Annotated in this window: 24 protein-coding genes; 11 read left to right on the top strand and 13 right to left on the bottom strand. The window is 38.8% G+C overall.

Annotated features, from left to right (window positions below; all coding sequences use genetic code 11):
- Positions 1–173: 173 nt before the first annotated feature.
- The 7 genes from ACTHN6_RS14560 to ACTHN6_RS14530 form a co-directional block, all read right to left on the bottom strand.
- A complete protein-coding gene (locus tag ACTHN6_RS14560) occupies positions 174–860 on the bottom strand; it encodes a DsbA family oxidoreductase (protein WP_440436496.1) in 687 nt (228 codons plus the stop codon).
- A gap of 30 nt (positions 861–890) precedes the next feature.
- Complete coding sequence (locus ACTHN6_RS14555) at positions 891–1,877, bottom strand: manganese catalase family protein (protein ID WP_440436495.1); 987 nt, start codon at positions 1,875–1,877, stop codon at positions 891–893.
- 373 nt (positions 1,878–2,250) lie between these two features.
- Complete coding sequence (locus ACTHN6_RS14550) at positions 2,251–3,732, bottom strand: alpha-amylase (protein WP_440436494.1); 1,482 nt, start codon at positions 3,730–3,732, stop codon at positions 2,251–2,253.
- A 382-nt stretch (positions 3,733–4,114) separates the two neighbouring features.
- Positions 4,115–4,672 carry a YciE/YciF ferroxidase family protein gene (locus ACTHN6_RS14545; RefSeq protein WP_440436493.1) on the bottom strand — a complete coding sequence of 186 codons (558 nt, stop codon included), beginning with the start codon at positions 4,670–4,672 and terminating at the stop codon, positions 4,115–4,117.
- 108 nt (positions 4,673–4,780) lie between these two features.
- Positions 4,781–5,191: a hypothetical protein gene (locus ACTHN6_RS14540; protein ID WP_440436492.1), complete on the bottom strand. Its 411-nt coding sequence runs from the start codon at positions 5,189–5,191 to the stop codon at positions 4,781–4,783.
- 3 nt (positions 5,192–5,194) lie between these two features.
- A complete protein-coding gene (locus ACTHN6_RS14535) occupies positions 5,195–5,944 on the bottom strand; it encodes a fatty acid desaturase (RefSeq protein ID WP_440436491.1) in 750 nt (249 codons plus the stop codon).
- Between the two features lie 75 nt (positions 5,945–6,019).
- The gene (locus tag ACTHN6_RS14530) at positions 6,020–6,310 is read right to left on the bottom strand and encodes an RNA recognition motif domain-containing protein (RefSeq protein WP_440436490.1); all 291 of its coding nucleotides are present in this window, start codon (positions 6,308–6,310) and stop codon (positions 6,020–6,022) included.
- Positions 6,311–6,812: 502 nt separating this feature from the next.
- On the opposite strand from ACTHN6_RS14530, the gene ACTHN6_RS14525 reads away from it, so the two are divergent.
- The 10 genes from ACTHN6_RS14525 to ACTHN6_RS14480 all read left to right on the top strand — a co-directional run bounded on the left by ACTHN6_RS14525 (position 6,813) and on the right by ACTHN6_RS14480 (position 18,549).
- A complete protein-coding gene (locus tag ACTHN6_RS14525; RefSeq protein ID WP_440436521.1) occupies positions 6,813–7,061 on the top strand; it encodes a fasciclin domain-containing protein in 249 nt (82 codons plus the stop codon).
- A gap of 150 nt (positions 7,062–7,211) precedes the next feature.
- Complete coding sequence (locus tag ACTHN6_RS14520; RefSeq protein ID WP_440436489.1) at positions 7,212–7,718, top strand: MaoC family dehydratase; 507 nt, start codon at positions 7,212–7,214, stop codon at positions 7,716–7,718.
- Between the two features lie 366 nt (positions 7,719–8,084).
- Entirely contained in the window at positions 8,085–8,690 is a 606-nt protein-coding gene (locus ACTHN6_RS14515; protein WP_440436488.1) for an RNA polymerase sigma-70 factor, read from the top strand.
- A 58-nt stretch (positions 8,691–8,748) separates the two neighbouring features.
- On the top strand, positions 8,749–9,903 hold the full coding sequence (locus tag ACTHN6_RS14510; RefSeq protein ID WP_440436487.1) for a FecR domain-containing protein: 1,155 nt from the start codon (positions 8,749–8,751) through the stop codon (positions 9,901–9,903).
- A gap of 102 nt (positions 9,904–10,005) precedes the next feature.
- Positions 10,006–13,125, top strand: coding sequence for a SusC/RagA family TonB-linked outer membrane protein (locus ACTHN6_RS14505; RefSeq protein ID WP_440436486.1), 3,120 nt, complete (start codon positions 10,006–10,008; stop codon positions 13,123–13,125).
- A 28-nt stretch (positions 13,126–13,153) separates the two neighbouring features.
- Positions 13,154–14,623, top strand: a complete 1,470-nt coding sequence (locus ACTHN6_RS14500; RefSeq protein WP_440436485.1) for a RagB/SusD family nutrient uptake outer membrane protein — start codon at positions 13,154–13,156, stop codon at positions 14,621–14,623.
- Between the two features lie 107 nt (positions 14,624–14,730).
- On the top strand, positions 14,731–16,305 hold the full coding sequence (locus ACTHN6_RS14495; protein ID WP_440436484.1) for an FAD-dependent oxidoreductase: 1,575 nt from the start codon (positions 14,731–14,733) through the stop codon (positions 16,303–16,305).
- 107 nt (positions 16,306–16,412) lie between these two features.
- Complete coding sequence (locus tag ACTHN6_RS14490; RefSeq protein ID WP_440436483.1) at positions 16,413–17,084, top strand: SGNH/GDSL hydrolase family protein; 672 nt, start codon at positions 16,413–16,415, stop codon at positions 17,082–17,084.
- Positions 17,085–17,431: 347 nt separating this feature from the next.
- Positions 17,432–17,716 carry a hypothetical protein gene (locus ACTHN6_RS14485; protein WP_440436482.1) on the top strand — a complete coding sequence of 95 codons (285 nt, stop codon included), beginning with the start codon at positions 17,432–17,434 and terminating at the stop codon, positions 17,714–17,716.
- Positions 17,717–17,847: 131 nt separating this feature from the next.
- The gene (locus ACTHN6_RS14480) at positions 17,848–18,549 is read left to right on the top strand and encodes a VIT1/CCC1 transporter family protein (RefSeq protein ID WP_440436481.1); all 702 of its coding nucleotides are present in this window, start codon (positions 17,848–17,850) and stop codon (positions 18,547–18,549) included.
- Here the strand turns inward: ACTHN6_RS14480 and ACTHN6_RS14475 are convergent.
- From ACTHN6_RS14475 to ACTHN6_RS14450, 6 genes are all read right to left on the bottom strand, one after another.
- A complete protein-coding gene (locus ACTHN6_RS14475) occupies positions 18,539–18,706 on the bottom strand; it encodes a hypothetical protein (RefSeq protein ID WP_440436480.1) in 168 nt (55 codons plus the stop codon). The two genes, ACTHN6_RS14480 and ACTHN6_RS14475, sit on opposite strands and share 11 nt — an antisense overlap.
- A 243-nt stretch (positions 18,707–18,949) precedes the next feature.
- Positions 18,950–19,813: a M56 family metallopeptidase gene (locus tag ACTHN6_RS14470; RefSeq protein ID WP_440436520.1), complete on the bottom strand. Its 864-nt coding sequence runs from the start codon at positions 19,811–19,813 to the stop codon at positions 18,950–18,952.
- 459 nt (positions 19,814–20,272) lie between these two features.
- Positions 20,273–20,635 carry a BlaI/MecI/CopY family transcriptional regulator gene (locus ACTHN6_RS14465; RefSeq protein WP_440436479.1) on the bottom strand — a complete coding sequence of 121 codons (363 nt, stop codon included), beginning with the start codon at positions 20,633–20,635 and terminating at the stop codon, positions 20,273–20,275.
- Between the two features lie 337 nt (positions 20,636–20,972).
- On the bottom strand, positions 20,973–22,223 hold the full coding sequence (locus tag ACTHN6_RS14460) for an MFS transporter (protein ID WP_440436478.1): 1,251 nt from the start codon (positions 22,221–22,223) through the stop codon (positions 20,973–20,975).
- Between the two features lie 41 nt (positions 22,224–22,264).
- Positions 22,265–23,665, bottom strand: coding sequence for a sialate O-acetylesterase (locus ACTHN6_RS14455; protein ID WP_440436477.1), 1,401 nt, complete (start codon positions 23,663–23,665; stop codon positions 22,265–22,267).
- Between the two features lie 34 nt (positions 23,666–23,699).
- Positions 23,700–25,253, bottom strand: coding sequence for a sulfatase family protein (locus tag ACTHN6_RS14450; RefSeq protein WP_440436476.1), 1,554 nt, complete (start codon positions 25,251–25,253; stop codon positions 23,700–23,702).
- Between the two features lie 218 nt (positions 25,254–25,471).
- Here ACTHN6_RS14450 and ACTHN6_RS14445 point away from each other — a divergent pair, with 218 nt between their 5' ends.
- Positions 25,472–26,170: a FadR/GntR family transcriptional regulator gene (locus ACTHN6_RS14445; protein ID WP_440436475.1), complete on the top strand. Its 699-nt coding sequence runs from the start codon at positions 25,472–25,474 to the stop codon at positions 26,168–26,170.
- The last annotated feature ends 99 nt before the right edge of the window (positions 26,171–26,269 follow it).

Below are 26,269 nucleotides of genomic sequence, written 5' to 3'. Positions count from 1 at the left end.
GGCATCAAAAGTAGGGTTTTCATTTAATTGGGGGAGCAATTATTGGGGAACGCTAAAAGATATTATTACATTGAAGCTCTTAAAAAAAGAGCATTACTACTATTGCTAATTTAATTTTTCCCGGAGAAGCGAAGTAGTATCAGTATGCTTTAACCAATTACAAAATTGATATTTCAGTAATGAACGCCGGCCATATCCTGCAATACCTGCGCAATGGTTTCAAATGTTTGATAGCCGGTTATTAGTTTAGCATTACCTGCATTGTTATTTATCAGCAGGGTGGGAAAGCGGTTAATGCCGCGGTATTTAACCTGCTGCAAATCTTTTTTGAAAGCTTCCATGCCTTCATTGCCAAGCAAATGCTGTTTAAATTTTTTTATATCGAAATCAAACCCCTTATCATCCTCCATTGTATGTGCCACCTCAAGCAATACATCAGGTTTCGTAATGTTTCTTCCATCTATCATACAGGCTTCCCGCAGCAGTGTAAGATACCGTTCTTCTGCAGCCGGCGATTGCAGCGCAGCGCACTTAACAGCAATGCAGGAAGGATAGGAAGAAGCAGGCGGGTCATTCGCCCATAAATCATGGCGAATTACAACACCGGTAAGCTGTGCGGCATGCATCCACATGGGGCCCATTTGGATAGGCTTGCTGATTGAATTTTCCGCATCATAATAATTATTCCAGGCAGGTAATAAACCACCCATACAATATTGCCATGTGATTGCATGTTCAAAAACGCTGCGTAGTTTTTGCCATTCCTTTTCAAATGCCCAGCTCCAGCAACAAAGCGGATCCGTATAATAAATTATATGGGTGTCCGCCTGTTGCAGGACCCTGGTGTTAAACTGTTGCATTGGCATGTAATATCAATAGTATGTGTAAACTCATTTTTTATCAGAAGCGCCCTTTGCATCATTTTTTAAATCTGTGTCTGTATCGTTCCAGGCAATTACACCGTTTTTTACCGCAGTGGCCTTGTTTACTTCAGTGCTGCGTTCTTTTCCTAATTTTTTATTCATTTTTTCAACTTGTGCCGGCGTGTATTCAGCACCCTTTGGTTTCTGGTTAACAAGGCCGTTTGTTTTCATTACATGCGCCACAGGATCATCGATATATTGAAAAGGTTCATTAAGCCTTGTACTGTTGCCCTGATTCCAGGGGCCCTGGTAGTCGTTCCCGCTGGACATATTAAAAAATAAATTGCTATAGCGCGGATCTGCCTGTAAAATGCCTGGCGGAAAGTTTGGTTTAATGGTGTCCAGTGCAGCCTCAAACATCTGGAAATGAGCCACCTCCCTTGTCATTAAAAAATACAGTGTGTCTTTCACATAGGGATCATCGGTAAATTGTAATAAATATTCATACACCATTTTTGCCCGTGTTTCGGCAGCAATATCAGAACGCAGGTCTGAGGTAAGATCGCCTTGCGCATCACCATTTATATAAGCGGCTGTCCACGGCACACCTACACTATTGGTATAAGCCGGCGAACCACCGCTGCCTATCAAAAATTGCGGCGATACCATTGCTTTATGTATCATTTCTTCTTTGGCCGCTTTGCCATCTAATAATTGCATGATCTCTGCATTTTCAGCAGCATCTTTAAGATCTCCGTTTATGCCCGTTAACAGCATTTGTATGGTAGCGCCTACGATTTCCAGGTGACTGAATTCTTCGGTAGCTATGTCCATCAATAAATCGTATTTATCAGGATGGGGTTTTTTAGCACAAAACGCCTGGCCAAAATACCGTAAGGCTGCGGCAAGTTCGCCGTTTGCCCCGCCAAACTGCTCTAATAATAATGTGGCAAAAGCGGGATCAGGTTTAGAAACCTTAGCATTGAACTGTAATTCTTTTACATGGTAAAACATGGTGATGTTTTTTAAGATTAAAAAATAACTTCCAGGCTTTATATAATTGTTCTTACACAATTGATGTATAAAGCACATAAACTTAATAATAGGTTAAGGGCCGAACTTAAATTCACATGCCTTCAACTGTGAACCCATATTTATTAAAATCACTGTTGCAAAACATGATAAACAATGGATAAATGTGAATCGTAAATAATTATAATCAGCATCAATATGATGGTGCAATGTTTACAACAAAGCCCGTGCCTTCAAATAAGGGCGGCAGTATTTTTAGTCGCACCTGAATGATAACTTCTGTTTGCACACCACTTCCTTAAAGCAAAGTATTAAAGATGTAGTTGAGCAAAAAAAGAAGCGCGGTTATTTTTCCTCATTGTTGCGCTTCAATCCACACAGAAACAGAACCGCCCATACAGCGAAAATCGCCAAAGCCATTTTCGTCGATCACTACATTTTCATTAATGTTGCCCAATGCATCGATAAAAATTTTATTTGCATGCCTTTTGCCTATTTTCATTTTCTTGATGCTTTCAGCACCGTTTGACATGATGACTGCACAACCTGAATATTGTTGTTCATCCGTTCCTTCTCTCACCCAGCCAATGCAATTGAAATGGTCAAAATAATCACGCTGTAAACCATAAGCCTGGTTCTTTCGCAGCAACAGCAACTGTTCAAGCACCGGCAGTTTCTCAATTACTACATGGCAGGTATTTTCATTGTGATCTTTATCTGTATAATCAGCACCGTACATATCAGCATAAAAAATGCATGGATAGCCTTGTTCGCGCAGAAGAATAAGTGCATACGCCAATGGCTTAAACCAGGCTGCAACCGCAGATTCAAGCGACTGGCCGGGTTGCGTATCGTGATTTGAAACAAATGTTACAGCGAGATCAGGATGATGTGCAATCAAAGTATTTTTAAATATTTCACAGAGATTATAATTGTTGCCGCTTTCGGATGCCTGGTGAAAATTTGCCTGCAGCGGCGAATCAAACAGGCTCATGCGGCCGGCAGAAGCTTCAATATATTTGAGCAGCATAGAAACATCTGCAGACCAACATTCGCCCACTGCAAACATGTCTTCTCTTATTTCATTGCGCACATAGTCCAGCCATTCATTATAAAAATAGACAGGCATGTGTTTTACAGCATCAAGGCGCAGCCCGTCAAAAGGTATGGTATCATAATACCATTTTATCCATCGTTTCAATTCTTCTCTTACAGCAGCATTCCTGAACTCAATATCACAGAACATTAAAAAGTCATAATTACCATTTTGACCAGAAACAAACTCTTCCCAGCCTTCATAATCATTTAAGATGGTAAATATGCCTTCTTCATTTACATTATCTGCATGGTCAACACCGCTAAAGCAACGATAATCCCATTTAAATGCCGAATACCTGTTTTGTCTTCCGGGAAAAACAAATTTTGTATGCGCTTCAATTTCCATTACATCTGAAATATATTCGTTCCTGTTTTCGGGATTTACTTTTTTTACTTTTATATGTTCTGTTTCATCCGCGCCATTCATGTGATTTAATACAATGTCTGCATATACCTGCAGGCTATTATCGTGTGCAGTTTTAACCGCATTAATGTATTGCTGCTTTGTTCCGTATTTGGTTCTCACGGTTCCTTTCTGATTAAATTCTCCGAGGTCGTAAATATCATATACATCATATCCTTCTGACGTTGCGCCTTTTGATCCTTTAAAGGCAGGCGGCAGCCAAATGGCAGTTATACCATAACCTGCCAGTTTTTTTGCTTCGGCTTTTACTTTTTCCCAAAGGCTTCCATCTGCCGGATAATACCATTCAAAAAATTGAAACATTGTTCCGTTCATTGTCTATTCTTTTGATGTAAAATTTTGATGTATTTAGGTTGCACTGTATAGCTCAATCCTTATTAAATTCAGCATCAGCCTTTGAAAAGGCAACATAAAGTTGTTCAGATACTTTCTGTTGCAGCATGGTTTTTTGTTATACCTGATTTAATTTATTGCTGTCGCACCTCGTAATGTTTTTGGACTAGTTCAATTAGCGTATGTTGCGATGCAGGGGTGTCTGGTTATATGGCGGTTGAATTAAGTTGATTGGGCTGCCCTTTACCTGAACAAGTTAATTGCATTTCCTAACCAAGGGTATAGATTTATTCACAAGTTTCAAGTTGATACATACAAAGCCCTGCATGCAGGGCTTTGTATGTATATTCTAACTGAGGAATGATTAAGCAGTTTCAGATTCTTCAGCGGCTTCATAATTTACACTGCTTTCTGCAATTACGCTTAGCTTTTCATCTGTTTGCTTTTCTTCTTCCAGTGTACTTCCCAGTAATTCTTTTATTTCGTTCAGGCCAAGGGTTTCCGCAAGTTGGGCAAGGCCGCCATAAGTGGATATTTCATAATGCTCCACTTTTTGAGCAGCAAGTATTAACCCTACATCACGCGTGGCCGTGCCTTTTTCTGTTTCTTCTATAATGCCCGTTCCTTCCTCAAGAATACCTGCCATGGCATCGCATTTTTTTGCCTGTGGTTTTTTTTCAAGCAACGAAAATACTTTTTCAAGCCTTTCAATATGTGTTTGCGTTTGGGCATAATGTTCCTCAAATGCGTTCTGCAATTCAGGTGATGTGGCAGCCTTTTTCATTTTGGGTAAGGTTTTCAGAATGTTTTTTTCTGCCCAGTAAATGTCTTTAATTTCATCCTGGAAAAAGTTTTTTAGCATAGAATCGTTAGCTGCGGCGCCTGCGCTTTTAGAAACTTTACGTTTTGTTGTATTAGCCATATTAATAGTTTTTTATGATGCACTTTAATGTGCATACAGTGTATATATCTAATACTGTGCAAATTTCTAAAATAGCAGTAAAAAAGCCAGGATGATAAGAGGGGGTCTTTAATGGATAAGGTCTTCTATCTCCGCCAGAGCGCTGGTGTTCAGGGAATGGTCTGCTTCCCTGAAAAGGGCATAAAAGTCCTGTACATAATTTTGTAACTGGTGCAGGTGTTTAATTTTCGTTCTGTTTTTTTCAATCCGCAAACCATAATAAAAGCCATCCGGTTTTTTTTCAAGGTTAATGCCGTGGCCAGACCATCTATTGGGTTCTGTGTCGTTTGAAAAAAGCAGCTTTCGCAACATGTCCCTTGTAAGTTCTATGCCTGAAATATCGTTTGCTATGCATTGGATGCTGCCTGGAAAACAATCCAGTTCTATTATATTATTATCTACATGAATAACGGTTGCCACAGCACCTGAGGCACTATGCAATACCTTATTTCCGGGCCTTACCTCAGCAGATGTTATCATGGCTTATTGGTTTTTAACTGTGGCAGGCACAAGCTTAATAACGGTAAGTTTGTGCATTAAAAGCATAATTAAATAGGTGCCATCAAATTCAAACCAGCGGCGTGCAAAATTTGCATTGTTTTTGGCATGATGATGATTGTTTTGAAATAATTCACCCATCAACAAAATACCCCATGGCGATGTATTTTTTGAATGGTCCCCGTTATCATAATTACTGTATCCATATTTATGACCACACCAGTTAACAATAGCGCCTTGTATAGGCCCCATTAAAAAATGAATAGGCAATAGCAAAAACCACCATGCATTCGGCGCAAACAAAACATATACTGCAGTATAAGCCAACCCAAATAATATTCTTGTTATCATGCTATGGCCAAGCTTATCAAGCTTGCTCCATGAAGGCAGATATTCTTTTGTAAATTCAGGGGCGGGCTTGTTTTTGCCTGTTGTAAAAGCATGAAAAATACTGGCCGTATGAATCATCATCTGCCATATATCTTCAAAGAAATGGGGTGAATGCGGATCTTTTTCAGTATCGCTGTAGGCATGGTGCATACGATGCATTACACCATAAGCGCTTGGCACTAAAAAAGAAGAACCTTGTACAAACCAGGTAGAGAAATAAAAAAACTTTTCCCATGGTTTAGATGTGGTGTACATTTTATGAGATGCATAGCGGTGCAGGAAAAAAGAATGGAAAAAAAGCGAAAGGAACCAATGTGTAAAAAAGAACAGAAGAATAATCAACATAGTATATCACTGAAATTAAAATTGCAGGCTGTAATTTCTATAGGCCTGCAATTAGTTTATTTATAAATCCGGTGGTTAAAAGAAACGGTTACGGGAAAATGAATTTGTTCCGCCACTTCTTTCTTCTCTTTGCCTGGCTACTGAAACAGAAAGTGCACGACCCTGTATCTCTTTACCATTCAGGCCATTTAATGCAGCATTACCATCTTCTTCAGAAGGCATTTGTACAAAGGCAAAACCACGTGAACGATTGGTTTCCCTGTCCATAATAATTTTAGCAGAATCAACACTGCCATACTTTGAAAATAAATCTTTAAGATCTTCTTCACTTGTGTGAAAACTTAAATTCGAAACATACATGTTCATAAAAAACATTTTTTTAATTAATAATACTTGAAGGAAGTAGAAACAAAAGTGAGAGAAGAATAAAATTTACTTTGGCAAGTAAAAAATAAGATCGTCTTAAGTTATGCTTTTACAGCTCAATTGAAGCGAAGATAATCCTTTAAATGAAACGAGAGCGATAAAGTTTATTATTCTTACCTTCTATAAGTAAACAACACTCTTAAATCTTCTATAATCAATAGAAGAAAGCTCTTATGTTAAACTTTTTAATTTAATGATTTCTTGAATAATATTATAAGTTGAATGACCAGAATAGAACTACCTTACATGCAAAGCAATTATTTTGGTTGCAACTAAACTGAACCATGCAAAACATTTTTGATATTATCAGGACGAATAAATATTTAGAAAGCCTGATGAAGTGTGTAAAGGCGACAGGCGTAGAGAGCAAACTAAACAGACCGGGATTCTTTTATACGATATTCGCACCATCTGAAGTTGCTTTTGGCTACATGAAGTTGAACTGGAGAGCTGGCTAAAAGCTGAAAATAAAATCAAACTTTTAAACATCTTATATAATCATATCTTAGAAGGTGAACTCAGCATTGAAGACCTTCTTATGCGAAGAAAATTCAGGACAATCAATGGTAAAATATTACAAATCGACAAATTTGATAATGGTGTTAGCATAAATAATGCTTTGCTAAAAGAACCGGTTGAAAAAGCCTCGAATGGGTTTGTTTACCTGGTAGATAGAATTTTTATATCTTGATTACAGATTACAGGGATAAACTGTTGTTCGCGAAGTGATAATTATTGAATGCATCGATGCCGGTAACAACAGACGCTTGTGAGCATAACATTAATGAGGACAAACGGATTTAGATTTTATATTTATTAAAAACTATTTGATTTACCCACCATGGTTATTATAAGAAGTCATGAAGAATTTGAATCCTATTTAAATAAAGAACTGGGTGTTTCTTCATGGCATACAATTACGCAGGAACAGATTAATAATTTTGCTGACGCTACACTTGATCATCAATGGATACACACCGATCCTGAAAGAGCCAGAAAATGCAGTCCTTTTAAAGCAACAATTGCACATGGGTATCTTGTACTTTCCCTTCTTCCATTTTTTTGGAAACAAATAGTAGATGTACAAAATATTTTAATGGAAGTAAACTACGGGCTCGAACAGTTAAAGTTCGCACAGGCGGTGGTGGTAAACAGTGAAGTGAGGTGCAGGGTTACGCTAAGATCTATTATTAATCTGCGAAATATTACTAAAGCAACTCTTTTTATTCAACTGGAAATTAAAGACCAGTTAAAACCCGCATTCACAGGAAATGTTTTGTTTCTGTACCATTTTATTAATGACATGGTATCAACCATTCCATCAGCCGGTAACGGGTGTCATCAATAAACTAAGGGTATCTTCATCACCAGCCTCTTTACTAATAGCACGACGAAATACAGGCAGGCAAACGTTTTGGGGTGCGCCAGCATCTGAATAGAAAGAAATGCCTTTGAAACTGAAAACAAAACTTAAATCATACCCTCTTCCGTTCAACCTGTAATTACGTATGCTTGCCTATAACTTTTATAATAATAATTTTTATTTCATATTTGTCCCACAGTTATGGTCTAAATGACAAATATTTTTTATAGTTCATTTTCTATGCAGCTTATACACATTTTAAAGTGTTTTACCGGAAAGCTGATAATGAAGTATAGCATTTAAACCGTATTAAACGATTGAAAATATTAAAAGCCAAGTGTTGTATTGCAGATGAGCCTTCCCCCGGCAGATAAGAACCAGGAAAAAATATCACTAAACGATTTAAGAGGTGACGACAAAGTATTTGAATCATTTTTCAAAGAAAATTTTGTTCCGCTTTGTTCGTATTGCCAATTCAAATTTGATTTCGACCTTGACCTTGCCAAAGAAACCGTACATACAGCTTTTATTAAATTATGGGAAATAAGAAGCACGCTTAACAATGAAGTGCCGGTAAAAACATACCTGCAAAAAATGGTTACCAATAAAGCGCTGGACATTTTAAGGCATAACAAGGTAAAGACGGGCTATATAAAATTATCCGGAAGCAAGGAAGAAGAAATAGCCTCAGCAAACAGCTTTGAAAGCATTGATTTTAAAGAGTTGCTGCAACAGGTAAATTCAGCTATTGAAGACATGCCGGAACAAATGCGCACGGTTTTCGGGCTCAGCCGTTTTGAAGGTTTAAAGTACAGCGAAATTGCAGCCAGGCTGAACATTTCACCCAAAACCGTTGAAACGCAAATGGGCCGGGCGCTTGCCAAACTCAGACAGCGGTTATCGGGCTATTTAACCACATGCATCATCATAATCCTGTTCATTTTATGGGGTATATAAAAAAAATTTTTGTGGTTGTAAGGGTAAACTTTCAGTCAATCGTTTAAATAACAGATGAATGGAGAACAGCAATCAATACGATGAATTACTCGTAAGGTATTTAACAGGCGATTTAAATGATGAAGAGAAAGCTCATGTAGAAAACTGGCTTGCTGCTGCGCCTAACAGGAAATATTTTGACGAGCTTAAAGCTATATGGAACCTGGCTCAGTTAAATCATTCATCCAAACATATTGACATCAGTAAAGAATGGCTGCATTTTCAACAAACGATTGGCGCTGCATCAGCTGAAACCATAACGGAACAAAGCAACATAAAAGATGATGATGTTGATCCCGTATTACAAATACAGCCACGGCATGGAATATTATACAGGTTATCTGTTGCAGCAGCCGTTGCGGCAGCCGTGGTACTGATAGCTGGGTTGGGATGGAAGTTCTTTTACTCAAATAAAAAAGAGGTGCAGGTTGCACAGCAAATCAAAAGCGATACCAGCCGGGTATTTATAATGCATCATGCATCAAATACTTCCGGCAAAGACAAAAAGATATACATGTCGGATAGCTCTTTGATTATCCTGGCTGACAGGAGCGAAATAACGTATGCAGAGCCTTTTTCTCAAAAGCGTGATATTGACCTGACAGGAAAGGCATTCTTTAAAGTGGCGAAAGGAAGACCTGTTCCCTTTATGGTTACCAGCAGGGATATTACTACAACAGCTATCGGTACTGAATTTACAGTAACAGCTTTTAAAAATGATGACCAGTTAAGTGTGCGGTTACATGAAGGGAAAGTTGTTGTTAAGCCTGCGGATAAGACAGATCCGAAAATGAAAGAAGCGGTATATCTCTTGCCCGGCCAGGAACTTCTGTACAGTTATAAAACGGGCGTTACAGTAAGAGCTTTCAGAACGAAGCCGGTTGCACAGTCATCCGATAAAGTTAGTGAGCCGGCTGAAGATTCGCCGGATATACCGGATAATATAAAGGGTTCCTGGTATATGTTCAATAACCAGTCGCTGGAAGAGGTATTCATATCGCTGTCGGCCTTGTATAATGTGAAAATATTGTATAACAAAAAGGATATAGCAAAGATCTATTTCACCGGTAAATATGATAAAGCAGAATCTCTGGAAACTATACTTAACCGTATAGGCACTATAAATAAACTAACGGTTACTAAGAATGACACTGCTTTCATAATTAGTAAATAAATCCATTTTTAAAAATGCATTCGGAAGAATGCACCGGCAAAATTGCCTGTAACCAGGCAGCATAAATTGTATTGTCCATATAAAACATAAACCAAAAGCCGTATGATTTGTAAGCTACCATTAGCCAGGGCTTTTATTACAGCCTTTTTATTTTTCACACAAATGATCATTTGCCCTTTCTCTCATGCACAGGAGGGCTTTACCGATGTTAAAGGAATAGTACATGACGAAAACGGTCAGCCGGTAGTGGGCGCTTCTGTGGTTATCCATAACAGCAAAACCAATTTTGCATCAGGTACCACTTCAGACACATCCGGCCTTTTTATAGCCCGTCTTCCGGCAGGAGGCCCCTACACTTTCATCGTTAAAAGCGTTGGGTACGCGGATGCAACATTATCGGGTTACAATTTAAAAGCCGGTACTACTTTCAGCCTGGATGTTTCATTAAAATCTACATCCAATACATTAGACCAGATCGTGGTGATCGGTTATGGAACAGTCCGTAAAAAAGACCTTACAGGTTCGGTTTCCTCAATCGGTTCAAATGAAATAAAGTCACAACCTATCAACTCGTTCAACCAGGCATTACAAGGAAAAGTTTCCGGTGTTCAGATCACTCAGGCCTCTAATGCACCCGGAGGAGGCATTACAATAAGGGTGAGGGGCGGAAACTCCATCTCTGCAAGTAACGACCCGCTGTACGTAGTTGACGGGTTTCCTATTTCTACTCCGGCCGCAGCAAGCGGCGCAAGCGGAAGTGGCGCCAATTATGCAAACCCTTTATCAACCATTAATCCTAGTGATATAGAATCGATCGAGGTTTTAAAAGATGCTTCGGCAACCGCCATTTACGGTTCCAGGGGTGCAAACGGTGTTGTCTTGGTTACTACAAAACGCGGAAAGTTAGGACAACCAAATATTGAGTTTGAAACCTACGTTGGGCAGCAACAGGTAGTAAAACAGTTAGAACTAGGTAACGCCATGGATCATTTAAATTTAAAGAATGAGCAACTAACGAACCTTGGCTATCCAATGCGTTTTGGAAACCCTGCGGGTGCTTATCCTGAGCCCATATCTTCCTATGGCGAAGGCACAGACTGGCAAAAACAAATTTTCCGAACCGCCCCAATGCAGAATTACCAGTTATCGGTCAATGGAGGTTCTGATAAAATAAAATATATGGTTAGCGGCAATTATTTGAACCAGGACGGGATCATAATTGCTAACAACTTTAAGCGTTATTCGTCAAGATTAAATATAGACGCCACCTTGAGTGATCGTATCAGGATTGGAACTAGTTTTACAGTAGCACGTACTGAAAATAATGGTGTTTCTGAGAATTTGGTTGCAGGGCCAATTTATGAGGCATTGGTCATTTCTCCGGCTAGCCCTGTATACGCAGCGGATGGCAGCTATCAATTACTTAACCTGGGCCCGGGAACAGGCTTTGCTAATGCACCAAACCCTGTTGCTGTGCAGAAAACCTCTACCAACCAACTTACAACGGACCGGGTTTTAGGCACCCTGTTTGCTGATGTAAATATCATTGATGGCTTAAAAGCCCATATTAGTTTTGGTGCGGATATTCAAAATTCTTACAGAAATGTATTTTTTACACCAGAAACACTTGCAGGTAGCGACCGAAATGGCTATGGAAGTAACGGGACCTCTGAAAACCTCAATATCTTAAATGAAAACACACTGACCTATTCAAAAAGGATCAATGAGGATCATTCGTTTGATGTTCTTGCAGGTATAACCTTTCAAAGCAACAGACTGCAAACAACTTATCAGGAAGCGGAGAATTTCCCTAATTTTATTTTAGGTGCAAATAACCTTTCTGCCGCTAGTACACTCATCACTACCAACAGCGGATTGCAAAAATGGGGGCTGAACTCTTACCTGGCCAGGATCAATTACCGCTTTAAAGGACGGTACCTTCTAACACTAAGTGCCCGGGAGGACGGTTCATCGCGTTTTGGTGCCAATAACAAATATGGTTTCTTCCCCTCAGGCGCATTTGCCTGGCGCGTATCAGATGAAAATTTCCTGAGAAATAGTCGCGTAATCAGTGATCTTAAATTTAGAGTGAGTTATGGTTTAACAGGTAACGATGCCATCGGTTTATATAATTCCCTGTCTCAATACTCTATCGGAAGAACAGTTTTTAACGATGCCGAGGTCTTGATGAATCAGATATCGCGTATAGAGAATCCAGATCTCAAATGGGAGAAAACCGCTCAATTAGATATTGGATTTGATGCCGGGTTCTTTAAAAACAGATTAAATATCGTAGGTGATTATTATGTGAAAAAGACAAGTGGTTTATTGTTATATGTTGACCTGCCTGCAACCACAGGAGCAACCAGTGTTCTCCGTAACATAGGAAGTGTACAAAACAGAGGTTTCGAACTGGCGATTTCATCAGTTAATATTGATAAAGGTTCGAATGGGTTCAGGTGGGCTACCACCGGTAACGTCTCATACAATGAAAATAAGGTTACAGCGCTTGCCAATGGCGTAGATCATTATTTTTCCGGATTAACGATTATACAGGTAGGTAAACCATTAGGTTCATTTTACGGCAATGTGTTTGATGGCATTTGGCAATCAACCCAGGAAATTGCAGATGCAGGTGCTTTGGCACAAGCTGGTAGTTTGCCTGGAGCTTATCGCTGGAAAGATGTAAATGGTGATAAGATTTATGATGAATCAACCGATCGCCAGGTATTGGGCAACGGACTTCCTAAATATATTTTCGGCCTGACAAACAACTTTTCATATAAGGGATTTGACTTTTCATTTTTCTTACAGGGTGTTCAAGGTAATAAGATTTACAACACCTTCACTACGCTTATCGACGCTCAATACAATCACCTCAAATCTTATTATGCTAATCACTGGACAGCTACAAATCCAAGCAATACGGCTGGTAGTATACGCCAGTGGGTACTGCCTGCGGTAACAGATTATGGAATTGAAGACGGTTCATTTGTACGCCTGAAAAATGTCACATTGGGTTACCAGTTGCCGGCATTCACAAAAGTCATCAAGAGGGCCCGCATTTACATCAGTGCACAAAATCTGTTGACTTTAAGTAAATACACCGGTTATGATCCGGAGGTGAATGGTGATTTTAACAGTAATACTACTTACGGACGCGACAATTTCAACTATCCGCCAGCAAGAATATATATGCTTGGTTTGTCTATAACATTTTAAATTTTGGATCAATATGAAACTTCAATATATGAAACTCAATAAAACTTCGCCAGTTAAACTGCAAACACTACTGTGCTGTTTTTTTGCAATGATTTTAATCATTCTGGGGAGTTGTAAAAAAAATCTTAACGAGGTTCCCTATTCTTTTTTGGGTGAGGAAAATTCTTTCAAAACGGCAAATGATGCAACGGTTGCAATAAATGCTGTGTATGACAGGCTGCGAACAATTTATGGTATGACCATGATCAACATGGCTGATCTAAATTCGGAGGAACTCAATGTCGAAGCTACTGTTGGTGCCACTGTTTTGGATTTCAAAGAGAATACTTACTCGGCTGCCAATCCTATTTTTGATGCCTTTTATACAAATTGCTATTTGTTAATTGACAGGGCAAACCGTGTACTCCAAAACATTCCAGGCATTACTATGGATGCTACAGCAAAAGCTCAAATTCTTGGAGAAGCCAGGTTTTTGCGGGCACTTACTTATTTTGACCTGGTGCAAGCCTTCGGTGATGTACCATTGGTTCTTACACCTACTTCGGATGTTGTAAATGTCAATATAGAACGCACGCCAGCTGACGAAGTTTACACTCAAATTATTAATGATCTGAAAGATGCAGATGCTGCAAACCTTCCGGCAAAGTATACATCTTCCGGAACCGTAGGACGGGCAACAAGTGGTGCCGTTAAATCGATTTTAGCAAAGGTTTATCTTACCCATAAGGACTATACGAATGCCGCGCTTTATGCCAGGCAGGTGATCGACTCAAAAACCTATAGCCTTTTTCCAGATTATAAAGATGTTTTTCCACCCGAGAACAAGAATGGCCAGGAACATATTTTTTCAGCGCAATACAGTTGTGTTAAAACTACTTACGGTAGCTCGATGGCGGAAAATTTTTCAATCTATTTTTCATACCCTATCAATCAGGGCGGCGGAGTGTTCAATGCAGACACGTTGTATGTAAATTCCTACCTTCCCGGTGACTATCGTAAGCAAGTTACAATTATCACTCAAAAGGTGAATCCATCGAATAACCAATTAGTTTTCGCACGTAATGGCCCTTGCATTGATAAATACTGGGACCCGTCTCCTTGCGCGGAATTCGGCGCACGCAATAATTTTATGATCATACGTTACGCAGATGTACTGCTTATGTATGCGGAAGCAGAAAATGAACTTAACGGCCCAACCGCTGATGCTTATGATGCTATCAATCAAGTGAGAACCCGGGCCAGAAATGGTAATTCTTCCGCTAATCCGCAAAATCTGGCTGGTTTATCCCAGTCTCAGTTCAGGGATGCTGTTTTACAGGAACGGGGTTGGGAGCTATGCTATGAAGGCCATCGCCGCTGGGATTTATTGCGCACCGGCAAATACATCAGTACGCTTCAAGCGGCAGGGATGCCGGTTTCGCAAACAAACCTGCTTTATCCTATTCCACAGCATCAGAGAGATGTAAATCCTGCACTTACACAAAACCCAGGTTACTAAGGCTATAAAGAGCAAAAGAAAGGGTGCTATAGACCCTTTCTTTATCAGTTCCCGAAACCAGACTGGATGTTGAAATACAGGTTGGCTGATAAGCTAAAATTAAAGAAATGAAGAAGATATATATAATTGCTACAATAATAATGCTCTATGCCTTTGGGCCAAACGCTGCCGTTAAACCCACTGTCGTAATTTATGGTGGAACGCCTGCTGGAATCTCGGCAGCCGTGGCGGCGGCCAGGCATGGTGCTAAAGTTATTTTGATTGAGCAGACCCGGCATGTGGGTGGCATGAACACAAGTGGAATCGGAACTGCGGAAACCGAACATTTGATTGAGGAAACTATCTCTGGAATTCCGCTGGAAATCTATTCCCGGATTGGCAAAGCGTATGGAATAAATAAACCCGCCTTTTACTTTGAATCGCATGTTGTTGAAAAAGTATTTGTTGACCTGCTGGCTGAACAAAATGTGTCTGTTATCTACGAGGCCTTTGTTAACAGCGTAAATAAAACACATAACGCCATCACAAGTATAACGCTAACCAATGGGAAAACCATAAGCGGCAATGTTTTTATCGACGCAACTTATGAGGGCGATTTAATGGCACGGGCAGGTGTATCATATACCTATGGACGGGAAAGCAAAACGCAGTATAATGAATCGCTTGCCGGCATTCGCCTGTTGGATAAGCCCATAGATGTATCGCCATATGATGATAGTGGACATTTGCTTCCGGGATTTGTTGAGGCGAAAAATTTAACCAACGGAGAAGCTAGTAAGAGGATTATCAATTATAATTTTCGGTTGATGATGTCTACGAACTCCGATAGAGTGCCGTTTCCATTCCCATTGCATTACGATGCCAGTCGTTTCATTACGCTAAAACGCCTGCTTGCGGAAAAGCCTGATACAAAACTTGCAGATATAATTGACATGTACTCCTGGAACTATCCTCCCGGAAAGTATGAAACTAACAACAAACAAAACGCGGTCATCTCATTAGGGCTTTTTGGGGGTAATACCGATTATCCTGATGCGGACTATAAAAAGCGGCAGCAAATATTTCAGGATCATAAGGACTGGACATTGGGCTTACTTTATTTTCTACAACATGATCAGTCAGTACCCAGAACTTTACACGACGAAGTTAATCGCTATGGTCTTGCTCCTGATGAGTTTAAGGATAATCATAATTTTCCTTATTATCTATATGTCCGCGAGGCGAGACGTATGATTGGAAGCTATGTGCAAACGCAAAAAGACATATTTGAGAACCCTAAAAAGCCTGATGCAATTGCTTTAGGTTCGCATTTTGTGGATTGTCATCACGTACAAAAAGTTGCAATATCCCAAACACAATACATTAATGAGGGACGGATTTGGGTTAAAGTTGATAAACCTTACGAACTTACATATCGCATTATAACTCCTAAGCAAAATGAATGTACAAACCTGTTGGTACCTGTTTGTGTTTCAGCTTCTCATGTCGGATTTTGCTCAGTCAGAGTTGAGGTTACCTGGATGCAACTTGGTCAGGCGGCTGGCGTTGCCGCAGTTATGGCAGCTAAAAACAGAGAGCCTGTACAAATAGTAAATACAGACAGCTTGCAAAAGATTTTAAGAAAAGATGGCGTTTTGTTTAATCGGGATGAAAAAAATTGGATATCAAACGATAAGCCCTGATAATCGGTAATCTTAAACTTTTAAAATCATTAATTCAACTCTTTGCCATGGCTGCATTCAAAAGCATCCTGGTGAAAAGGTGATAATCAATAAAAATGAAGTTAACAATGAATATAAAAATCGTCTTGTCTGTTACTATACTCCTGTTTGTTGGTGACAACGTAGCAAAGGCGCAGGATTGGCCTAACTTAAGCCGTTATCAGGCGGCCAATCAAAGGTTAAAAGATAGTACTGTAAAAGTGGTATATATGGGAAATTCAATCACCGAGGCATGGGCCCAAATGTCTCCCGGTTTTTTTGCCGATAACAAATATATCAACCGTGGGATAAGTGGCCAAACGACTCCGCAAATGTTATTGCGGTTTAGGCAAGATGTTATTGAATTAAAACCCAAAATTGTCGTTTTGCTTTGCGGAATTAACGATATCGCAGGTAACACAGGTCCTTCAACACTTGAAATGATTGAGGGAAATATTATGTCAATGGCCGAGCTGGCAAAAGCAAATAAGATTAAAATGATTTTATGCTCTGTATTACCTGCGAATCATTTTAAATGGAAGCCCACATTACAACCTGCTGACAGTGTTATTGCATTGAACAAATGGATATCTGCGTATGCGCATTCCCGCCATCTGGAATATGTTGATTTTTATTCGCAAATGGTAGATACGGAAAAGGGGCTGAAGGCAGCATATACTTATGATGGAGTTCATCCTACTATAGATGGTTACAAAATTATGCAGCCACTAATAAAGGCCGCTATTAGTAAGATTCTTTAAGCCTATGATTTCGAACTAAGAAAAAACGTTTTAAGTAACCTCGATAGTAATCATTCATTCCAGAACAAGCACCATCTTTTAAAGATCGAATCATTAACCAATTGCATAGCGCTTTTGGCTTAGACAAACCTGTGCATTTCCGGGTATTTCTCAGTCGCATAGCTGATTCGTTGAAAAGACAATCATGCTGCAATGCTCCTTCGAAATGACGGCCGCTGACTAATCCGGATTACCAATTTAAGATGGCTGTAAAACATAAACCATTTCGAACGTCATTTCGACGGCAGGAGAAATCTCCCGAATGGATGGTTTGAGATATTTGTTTTGAACAAGCAGTTGCTTACAAGATGGACCTTCACGGGGCGATGAAATATGGGCAAAATTATTACGACTTCGGAGAGGGAAGTTTGGTGTTTACAGCACCAATCAGCCTTTTCAAAGTCCGGATGACAAGACGAAATCAGGTTATTTATTATTGTCCATCCCGATTTTTGTTGTCGTACCCGCTGGCTAAAAAAATGGCCCAATATGGGCCCTTTTCTTATGCGGCCAATGAAGCCTTGCATTTATCGGCACATGAAAAAGCAACCACCATTTCAATTTTACAAATCCCGGTTCCAGCCGACGAATAATTATCAGCTTTTGTACATAACTTCATCAAATATTTTCAATCAGCAGCGGTTATGGACGGATTTCTTCTATCCAACCTGCATAAAGCCTATGCTCGTAAGGCGTAATTTTTTATCAGACATTGCTTTACAAAATGATTACAATCGACAATTACTTAGATAGTCACTTTATTCACAGAAGTAATTGGCTACGAGCTGCAGTTCTGGGTGCAAACGATGGTATTATTTCTATTTCAAGTCTCGCCATTGGTGTGGCAACCGCAAGCTCAGCAAGAGAACCAATATTATTAGCCACTGTTGCCGGACTCGTTGCCGGTGCATTATCAATGGCAGCCGGTGAATATGTATCAGTTAGTTCGCAAACTGACACTGAAACGGCGGACATACAAAGAGAAGAAAAGGAATTGCAAGCGATGCCGGAAGTCGAATTAAACATTTTGGCTCAGATTTACGAAAGGCGGGGTTTAAAAAAGGAGACTGCACTCCAGGTTGCAAAGGAGCTTACGGAAGCAGACGCATTGGGCACCCATATCAGAGATGAGTTGGGAATTAATGAAATTAGCAAAGCAAATCCAATTCAAGCTGCAATAGCATCAGGAGCAGCCTTCACCGCCGGCGGCGTTTTACCACTTTTAGTCACACTTTTCTCGCCTGTAAAGAATATGGAGTATTTCCTATACGGATTTACAATTCTGTCGTTAGTTATTTTAGGAGCAATTTCGGCAAAAACTGGAGGTTCTGTTGTAAAGAAAGCTATTTTGAGAATAGTAATCTGGGGAACAATTGCAATGCTGCTATCTGCTTTGGTAGGTTATCTTTTCGGGGTTAATCTATAACCCGGTCAAGATAAAACTTCGCCCAACATTGGTCACTGTGCTTATCAATCTTTTTTTGATTGTAATTATTCTGCTTGCTGTTAACCGCTTTAAACTTGCTGCCATCAACGGCTATGGTTGTTTTGCCAAGCAGGCCTGTATCGATAAGAAACTGCACATAATAAATTTTTAGGTAGTTTTTGCATAGATCAACATAAGGCTTTCATTTTCCACAACAGCAGAAACTCTCAGTACAATTTTATTTTCTTGCATTTAATATGCTCATAGCATGTTTACCTTCCTGCTTCTTTCGTTCATAATAATCTTTCAACTCTTTATAATTTTTTATAGAAGGAAGTGTGCACAAAAGTCAGAAATATTATTTCTGACTTTTAGTGGCATAAGATTAAATCTTAAGAGATTATTTTGTTGTAAACACAACTACACCATTTTTTGCTTTCCCGCCATATCTTTTAATGGCTTCCTCCTGGTTAAAAATATTTATGGTCTTAATCATTCTTGGATCCATTTTTTTGATGCTTTCTCCTGACCTTTCAGAACCATCTACAAAGTATATCATTTCAGCAGGCGGGTTTTGTATTATTTGTGTAATCATGTTACGTACTTCTTCAGGGCTAACATTTCTTCGCTCTCCACTTTCATTATCATAAACAAAAGCCTGGGTTTCATTATCGTTTTTGAGGTGATCATGATTTATTTCTGAATTTGAATATTTTGCAGTTACATTAAGAACTGCAGATGTACCATCATCTTTAATGTAATTAATCTTAACGCCGGCAAGTGAATCATTCTTTTTATTGATTTCCACTTTTTGAACATTCACAGGACCGGGGGTTAATTTCGGATCGGTTTGAGCTTTTACGATTGAAAATGAAAAAAGTACAACTACCAATAACATTATTGGTAAAGCAAGTACCCGTCTCAAATATGAGTATCTGGGATTTTTAGATGTTGTAATCATAATTAGCCTGCGTTTTATTGGTGAATTAAAAAATGAATGATAGGGAGTAATATATCTCCCTGCGTTATAAGATTGCAATAACATCATTGCAAATGATTCGGTATCTCCGTTTTCAACAGATGCTGAATCAGCAATAAACTCATGTATAATGGTTAATTCCTTTTGAAAAAGCCAAAAAAATGGATTAAACCAAAATATGCAAACGGTTATTTGCGCAAACAATTTGTCCCATGTATGCCGTTGCATAATATGAACCAGTTCATGTTTGAAAATCTTTTCGCCGTATGTATCAGTTACCGGCATTCCACGTTTCCAGAATAAATTATTAAGAAAGGAAAAAGGAGCCTGTATAACATCAGTTTCAATTAACCAAAAACCCCGCATCCTGATGCTCTTATCTTTTTGCTTAATCTTATATATCCATATTATTTTTGAAAGCAAAAGAATAAGCAGGGAAATGCTTATAAAAACCGAACAACCAAACAGCAGCCAGCTAATTTGAAAATGAAATGCTTGTTGCCTTATTTCTGATGAACTGATAACGTTTAAAATTCTATTCGCGGTGGTATTTGACGATTCTTTAATTTGAAACCACCTGAAGTTTGCAAGGGGCAAAGCCAAACTTATTACTATAGATGTCAATAAATAAAACCTGTTATAAGAATGGAATCTTTTATTGCGCAGTACCAACTGATAGTATGAATATAAAATAGCACTCGCAATAAAAGATTTGACGATATAAGAAATGAATGTATCCATACACTATTTTTTATTTTTCTTTATTTGCTGTAATAGAAGTTCCAGCTCTTTTACGGATATTTTTTTTTCATCTACCAAAAAGGAAATAACATTAGGAAAAGAGCCTTCAAAATATCCTTTTGCAACATTTGTCAAAGTTCTTTTTGAGTAATCCTTTTTTGAAATGGCAGGGTGATACCTGAAAAATCTTCCTACATTTTCTGTTTTTACAAATTCTTTATCTACCATGGTTTTAAGAATGGTGGCAACTGTGTTTTTATGTGGTTTGGGATTAGGCATGTTATTTACAATTTCCATCAATAACCCACTTCCCAGTTTCCACAAAACCTTCATTATTTGTTCTTCTGCTTTTGTGAGAGATTTCATTAAACTATATTTATAGTTCAAATGTAGAACTATTTTTATAGTTCATAAAAATTTTCTTTTCTTTTAATGTACAATTCAACAGGAGGTACCGCTTACACCTCTTCCGCCATTACCCGATATAATGATGATCTGGCTACACTTATGTTTGTAAAACAAAATCAGGAAGGCTTTAAGCAGTTTACATATCCCAACGCTGGTTTAAGATAATTGCTAATAATTTTCCCTTTGCAATGCATTGATTTAGATTTTATTTTTTCCTGGATTGATAGGTGTTGTTTAAGTAAAACAGCATAGTAGTTACCTGCTAAGCCGGAGAATGGGTATTAAAACAGTTGTCTTAATCACCGCTTTCAAAATCGTAATCTTCTTTTTTAGGCCGCAGAAATGTAAACAACAAAGCAACTGCTATCGCAACAATTACAGCTAACCATGCAAAGCCATTTCCGAGTTTACCTGCATCGGATGTTTTTCCTAAAACATCCGTAATAAAAGCACCGAAGAAAACACCTGTCATATTCATCAATCCATAAGCTGTAGCCCTGTGTTTTGATGAAATGAACTGACAAAGTATCGGCATATTATTACCATCAAACATTCCAAAGCCAACACCAAAACAAAAGCCGGCGGCAATAAAACCAACCAGGGAATTCCCAAAACCCAACAATAACAGGGCAGGTATAGTGAGTATTAAACCAATGCCGCTGGTAAATGTTCGTCCTCTTATATTTTTTCTCACCCACCAGTCAGACAATGCGCCACCACCTATAACACCAATAAATTGCGATACGGCAATTGTAATGGTTGCAATAGGTCCGGCCTGGGCCATAGAAATGTTTAAGTTTTGAGCAAGTAATGTTGGCAGCCAGTTTTTGGTGGCCCAGCTTGGCAAACTAGGTATGGCAAAATAAATAAGAATGATCCAGAAGGAAACATTAGTGAATAACGTTCTTAATGCAGCAAAGGGGCCTGATGATTTTATTATAGTTTTTTTAAATGTTATGATATAATCTTCTGCATGCTGTTTATTTTTTAAAAACAATATCAGTATCAATGAATAAATGATACCAACGATTCCAAAAACATGAAATGTAATTTGCCATGAATGCGCCGCTGCAATCGTGGCGCCAAATCCACCGAGTGCTGTTCCAACATATAAGCCCGTCATATGAATACCAACGGCAAGCGATCTTGTTTTGCCCTGGTGAAATTCAGTTATTAAAGCAAGCGCCGTTGGAAGATATAATGCTTCGCTAATACCCATTGTAGCACGCAGCCAATATAATTCATGATAAGATTTAGCATACCCCATTGCAAACGTAACAGCCGACCAAACAAACAGGCTGCCGGTTATCACCCACTTCTTGCTAAACTTATCTGCAATCAATCCTGCCACGGGGCTCATAAATCCATATATCCAGAGAAATATACCCATCAGGTAACCGAAGTTTTCTGCTGATTGTAGTTCGGTAATAGATGATTGCATGGCAGGCCGCATGGTAGCCAGCATTTGCCTGTCGAGATAATTTAATAGACCTACTATCCATAATAAACCTACAAGTACCCAGGGGTATTTTTTATTTGATGTCATGCAAGCATTTATTAATTCATGAAAAGTATAAGCCGTAAATATTACTTCCAGTCGTCGGTTCTGAAAGGCGCTACAGGCAGGCCTTCTGTATTATATAAATTCCCTTCAATGAAATCAGTAAAGCAATATCTTACAGCAACAGGCTGATGCACATTTGTACTATGCACTTCAATAGTATTTTTAACAATTTTGGCAGTTGCAGGATGAAAGATATGATCGCTACCTGCTATCTCAAAGCCAACAATATCTTTATGATCCGACATAAAACCATTTGGTGTGTTGGTAAAACTTACGGCAATAGTATCGTTTTGAGTTTTTATTTTCTCATAATACGGACTGTGGTATGCAATTCCTTTTATATGATAGGTGTTGCCCAAAGCCCAATACAGCAGGCGGTTACTGATAGTTGTTTTATCCGGCGGATGTATAGTGAATTCATTTCCCTTATCAATGCTTACAGCCATACCACTGAACGAGATTTTTGATGCTGCCTTTTGCTGGGCTTCTCTTAAATAAGGAACCGAATCTTTTTTTGCGCCATAATTCCAGGGCGCTATTTGCACATAATAAAATGAAAGACTATCCTGTTGCCAAAGCTTTCGCCATCCTTCCACCATTGATTTCATTAAGTCATCGTAACCTGTGGGATGCGGCACGTTTGTTTCGCCCTGGTACCATAAAAAACCTTTGATAGCATAACCTGCAATGGGGTTAATCATGCCATTAAATAAACAGGTTGGTTTAAGCCGGTCAGCTTTAGCCGTGTCGTTTGGCTGTGGAACTTTTACATTGGTGAAAGGAGAGAGGCTTTCTTTATTCATCCATGCTTCAATGGGTGTTCCACCCCAATTGGATTCAATAATACCAACAGGTACCTTTAAAATGGCCTGTAATCTTTTGGCAAACTGATAGCCAACCGCACTGAATGTTGAAGCTGTTTCAGGAGATGAAACTTCCCAGCTTCCCACACAATTGTTTTGGGGTATGTTTGATACAGCCCGCTGCACATGAAACAAACGTAAAGATGAATTGTTGGCTTCAACGAGTATGTCATTTGAATTAAACACAGGCTGGTTGCCATAACCTTTCATCGGCATTTCCATATTCGACTGGCCGGAACAAACCCAAACTTCACCAATTAAAATATTATGCAGCTCTGTTGTTTTGCCATCGTTAAAAGCAATAGTATATGGTCCGCCTGCTGCAGGTGTTTGAATAAAAATTTTCCAATAACCGGTGTCGTTTGATGTTGTAGTATAAGTGTGCATATCCCAAGATGTAAGAATCTTTATCGTTTTGTTGGTATTTGCTTTACCCCATATTGCAACCTTTGATTTTTGTTGAAGCACCATATTATCTCCAAATATGGATGGTAATTCTACATTGGCCAATGCATTATAACATACTAAACAGGTAAGGCAGGAGATAATGATTTTTTTCATACTGCGATATAGGTTAAAAATGATTGTATTGAACTTAATTTGATTTGTGTTTTTTAATATAATCAGCGAAATAATCAACATACTTCCATTTAAGGTTTTTATCTTTTGCATCATCCATATCTGGATGCGTTTTTTCAACTTCGTCCACTTCTGCAGTAAATTTTGCAAGCATCGTTTTATCAGCAAAAGGGTCTGCCGTCTGTTTTTCCCAATTATTTAAAACGGTAATCAATTCATTTTTTACTGACATATATTTTGGATTATCAGAAAGATTATTGAATTCATTGGGGTCTTTAGCAAGATCATATAATTCATATTCTGTGGGATGCTTCCATGTTACATAGGCTTTCTTAACCAGCGCGTCCGATGCATCAATTTCTTCCTGGGTTGTGCCTGCTTCAAAACCATCAATTGTATGGCCTGTATAAATTTTTACGCCCGGATTTTCTCTTTCATAAAGCAGGTTATGAATCAGTTTGTACCGTTCGTTGCGTACACTGTTGCCGGGATAATATGCAAAAGGAAAAGGGCAACCCAGTTCACCAAAAATATATTTTGTTGGATGTTCATTTTTTTGACCACTTAATATTGATTTTAATGACTTGCCCGGTAAATCTTTTGGAATAGAAATATGCGCCGCATCCAGCATCGTGGGTACAAGATCAATGGTTGAGGTCATTTCATTAACGGTGCTTTGTTTGCTTACACCGGGCCAGTTAATAATCAGTGGAACACGCAGGCCTGCTTCATATAATGTAAATTTTCCCCTTGAAAACTCAGCACCATGATCACCTAAATATATAACCAGTGTATTCTTGTCTTTACCTTGTGATTTTAGTTTATCGAGTAAATCACCAATTAACTGATCAACACGTTCAATACTGTTGTAATAATCCGCAGTCATTTGTTTTAAGCGATTGCTGTTGGACCCAACAAAAGATGGTGGCGAAGATATATCGTTACTGTCCAAAGGTTTTGCCGGCATGCCATCAACCTGCCGCTTCCAATTTGTATGGGCATCGGGATAATTCACCATAAGAAAGAACGGTTCGCCAGACGCATTCATAAAACTATCTGCCAGCGATGCATACAAACTGAGATTCTTTCTTGCGAAATTGGAACCCTGTAATTGTGTGGGCTTCGCCGGCCTGAAATCGAATGGCAGCGCAGATTCCGGGTTCACATGTATTTTGCCAATACAGCCTGTTCTGTAACCTGCTTCTTTTAAATAAACCGGTAATGTTTTAATGCCATCATACATGCGAAAGTGATGCGTTGCCAAGCCAACCTGGCCATTTTGATGTGGATATAATCCTGTAAATAAAGTTGATCTTGAGGGGCTGCACAATGCATAGGTAACAAAAGCATTCTGAAATTTCACACCCTGTTGCGCCAGCTTATTTAAAAAAGGCGTTTGTAAATCTTTGGCACCATAACACCCGAGATCGGGGCCGTTATCTTCTGACGTTATTAAAAGTATATTCAGCTTTTCATTTTGTGCAGTTGCAACAAACTGCATAGTAAATATAAATACTGTCAGGTATAGTGGCTTTTTGGTTATGGTAATAAACATTTCAGGCAAGTTCATAATTTTCTTTAGCAATTTTCGTCGTCGAATAGTTGCAAAATAGAAAATTTATGTCATTTTGTACTACATAATGTTTTTTTTGTTTTATTTGGATATTATCCGGAAATGTTTATGCATATTATAAGTGATAAAGCTTTATTCAAATAATTGCAGCACATTGCCATATTAAATTTCTTTGTTGTATTACATTTGAAAATAAACACCCTTTATTAATTTTTATGCCAGTTAAAGCATCAACAAAAGATCTTGAGAAAATAGCCCACAAAACAATGGCCGATATAGTAGAAATACGCCTGCGGGAATATTTAAAGAATAAATCGTTCAGGCCCGGAGATGCTTTGCCAAAGGAAACCGAGATGGCCGAATCGTTAGGTGTTAGCAGAAACGTGGTAAGGGAGGCGCTAAGCCGGTTGCGCATGCTTGGCATGATTGAAACAAAGAGAAAACGGGGAATGGTATTAACAAGCCCTGATATAATGGGATCGTTTGAACGCGTGCTTGATCCATTGTTTATTGATGAAAATACTTTGCAGGATATATTTGAACTGCGGCTTGTTTTAGAGATGGGCCTTGCTGATCTTTTGTTTATACGCAAAAAGAAGGAAGATATTGATGAACTGGAGGCTATCGCCAAAAAGCAAAAGCCAACTACAGGCCAGCATGCATTCAGAATAAAAAATGAAATTGACTTTCATGGCAAACTTTACAGCATGACCAATAACCCTACCCTGCAACGTTTTCAGGATATGCTGCTGCCCGTTTTTGGTTATCTTGTTTCGTTGGAAAAAGTTCCTATTGTGGGCAGTGTTTCCCATCTTGACCTTGTAAATATTTTGCGAAACGGCAGTAAAGAAGAGTTCAGAAAAGCCATGGCAAAACACCTGGAGCACCACTTTAAAAAGATAAGAAAGAAATAATGTAGAATCCAACGCCTGCTGTAATCATTGCCAGGCAAGTGTTTGGCTGTTTTTAATTAATAAATACAGCATATATCTTTTTCCACCGGCAAAAATTTT

Source organism: Parafilimonas sp., from assembly GCF_051953455.1.
Taxonomy (GTDB): domain Bacteria; phylum Bacteroidota; class Bacteroidia; order Chitinophagales; family Chitinophagaceae; genus Parafilimonas.
This window is presented reverse-complemented; position numbering and strand designations above follow the sequence as displayed.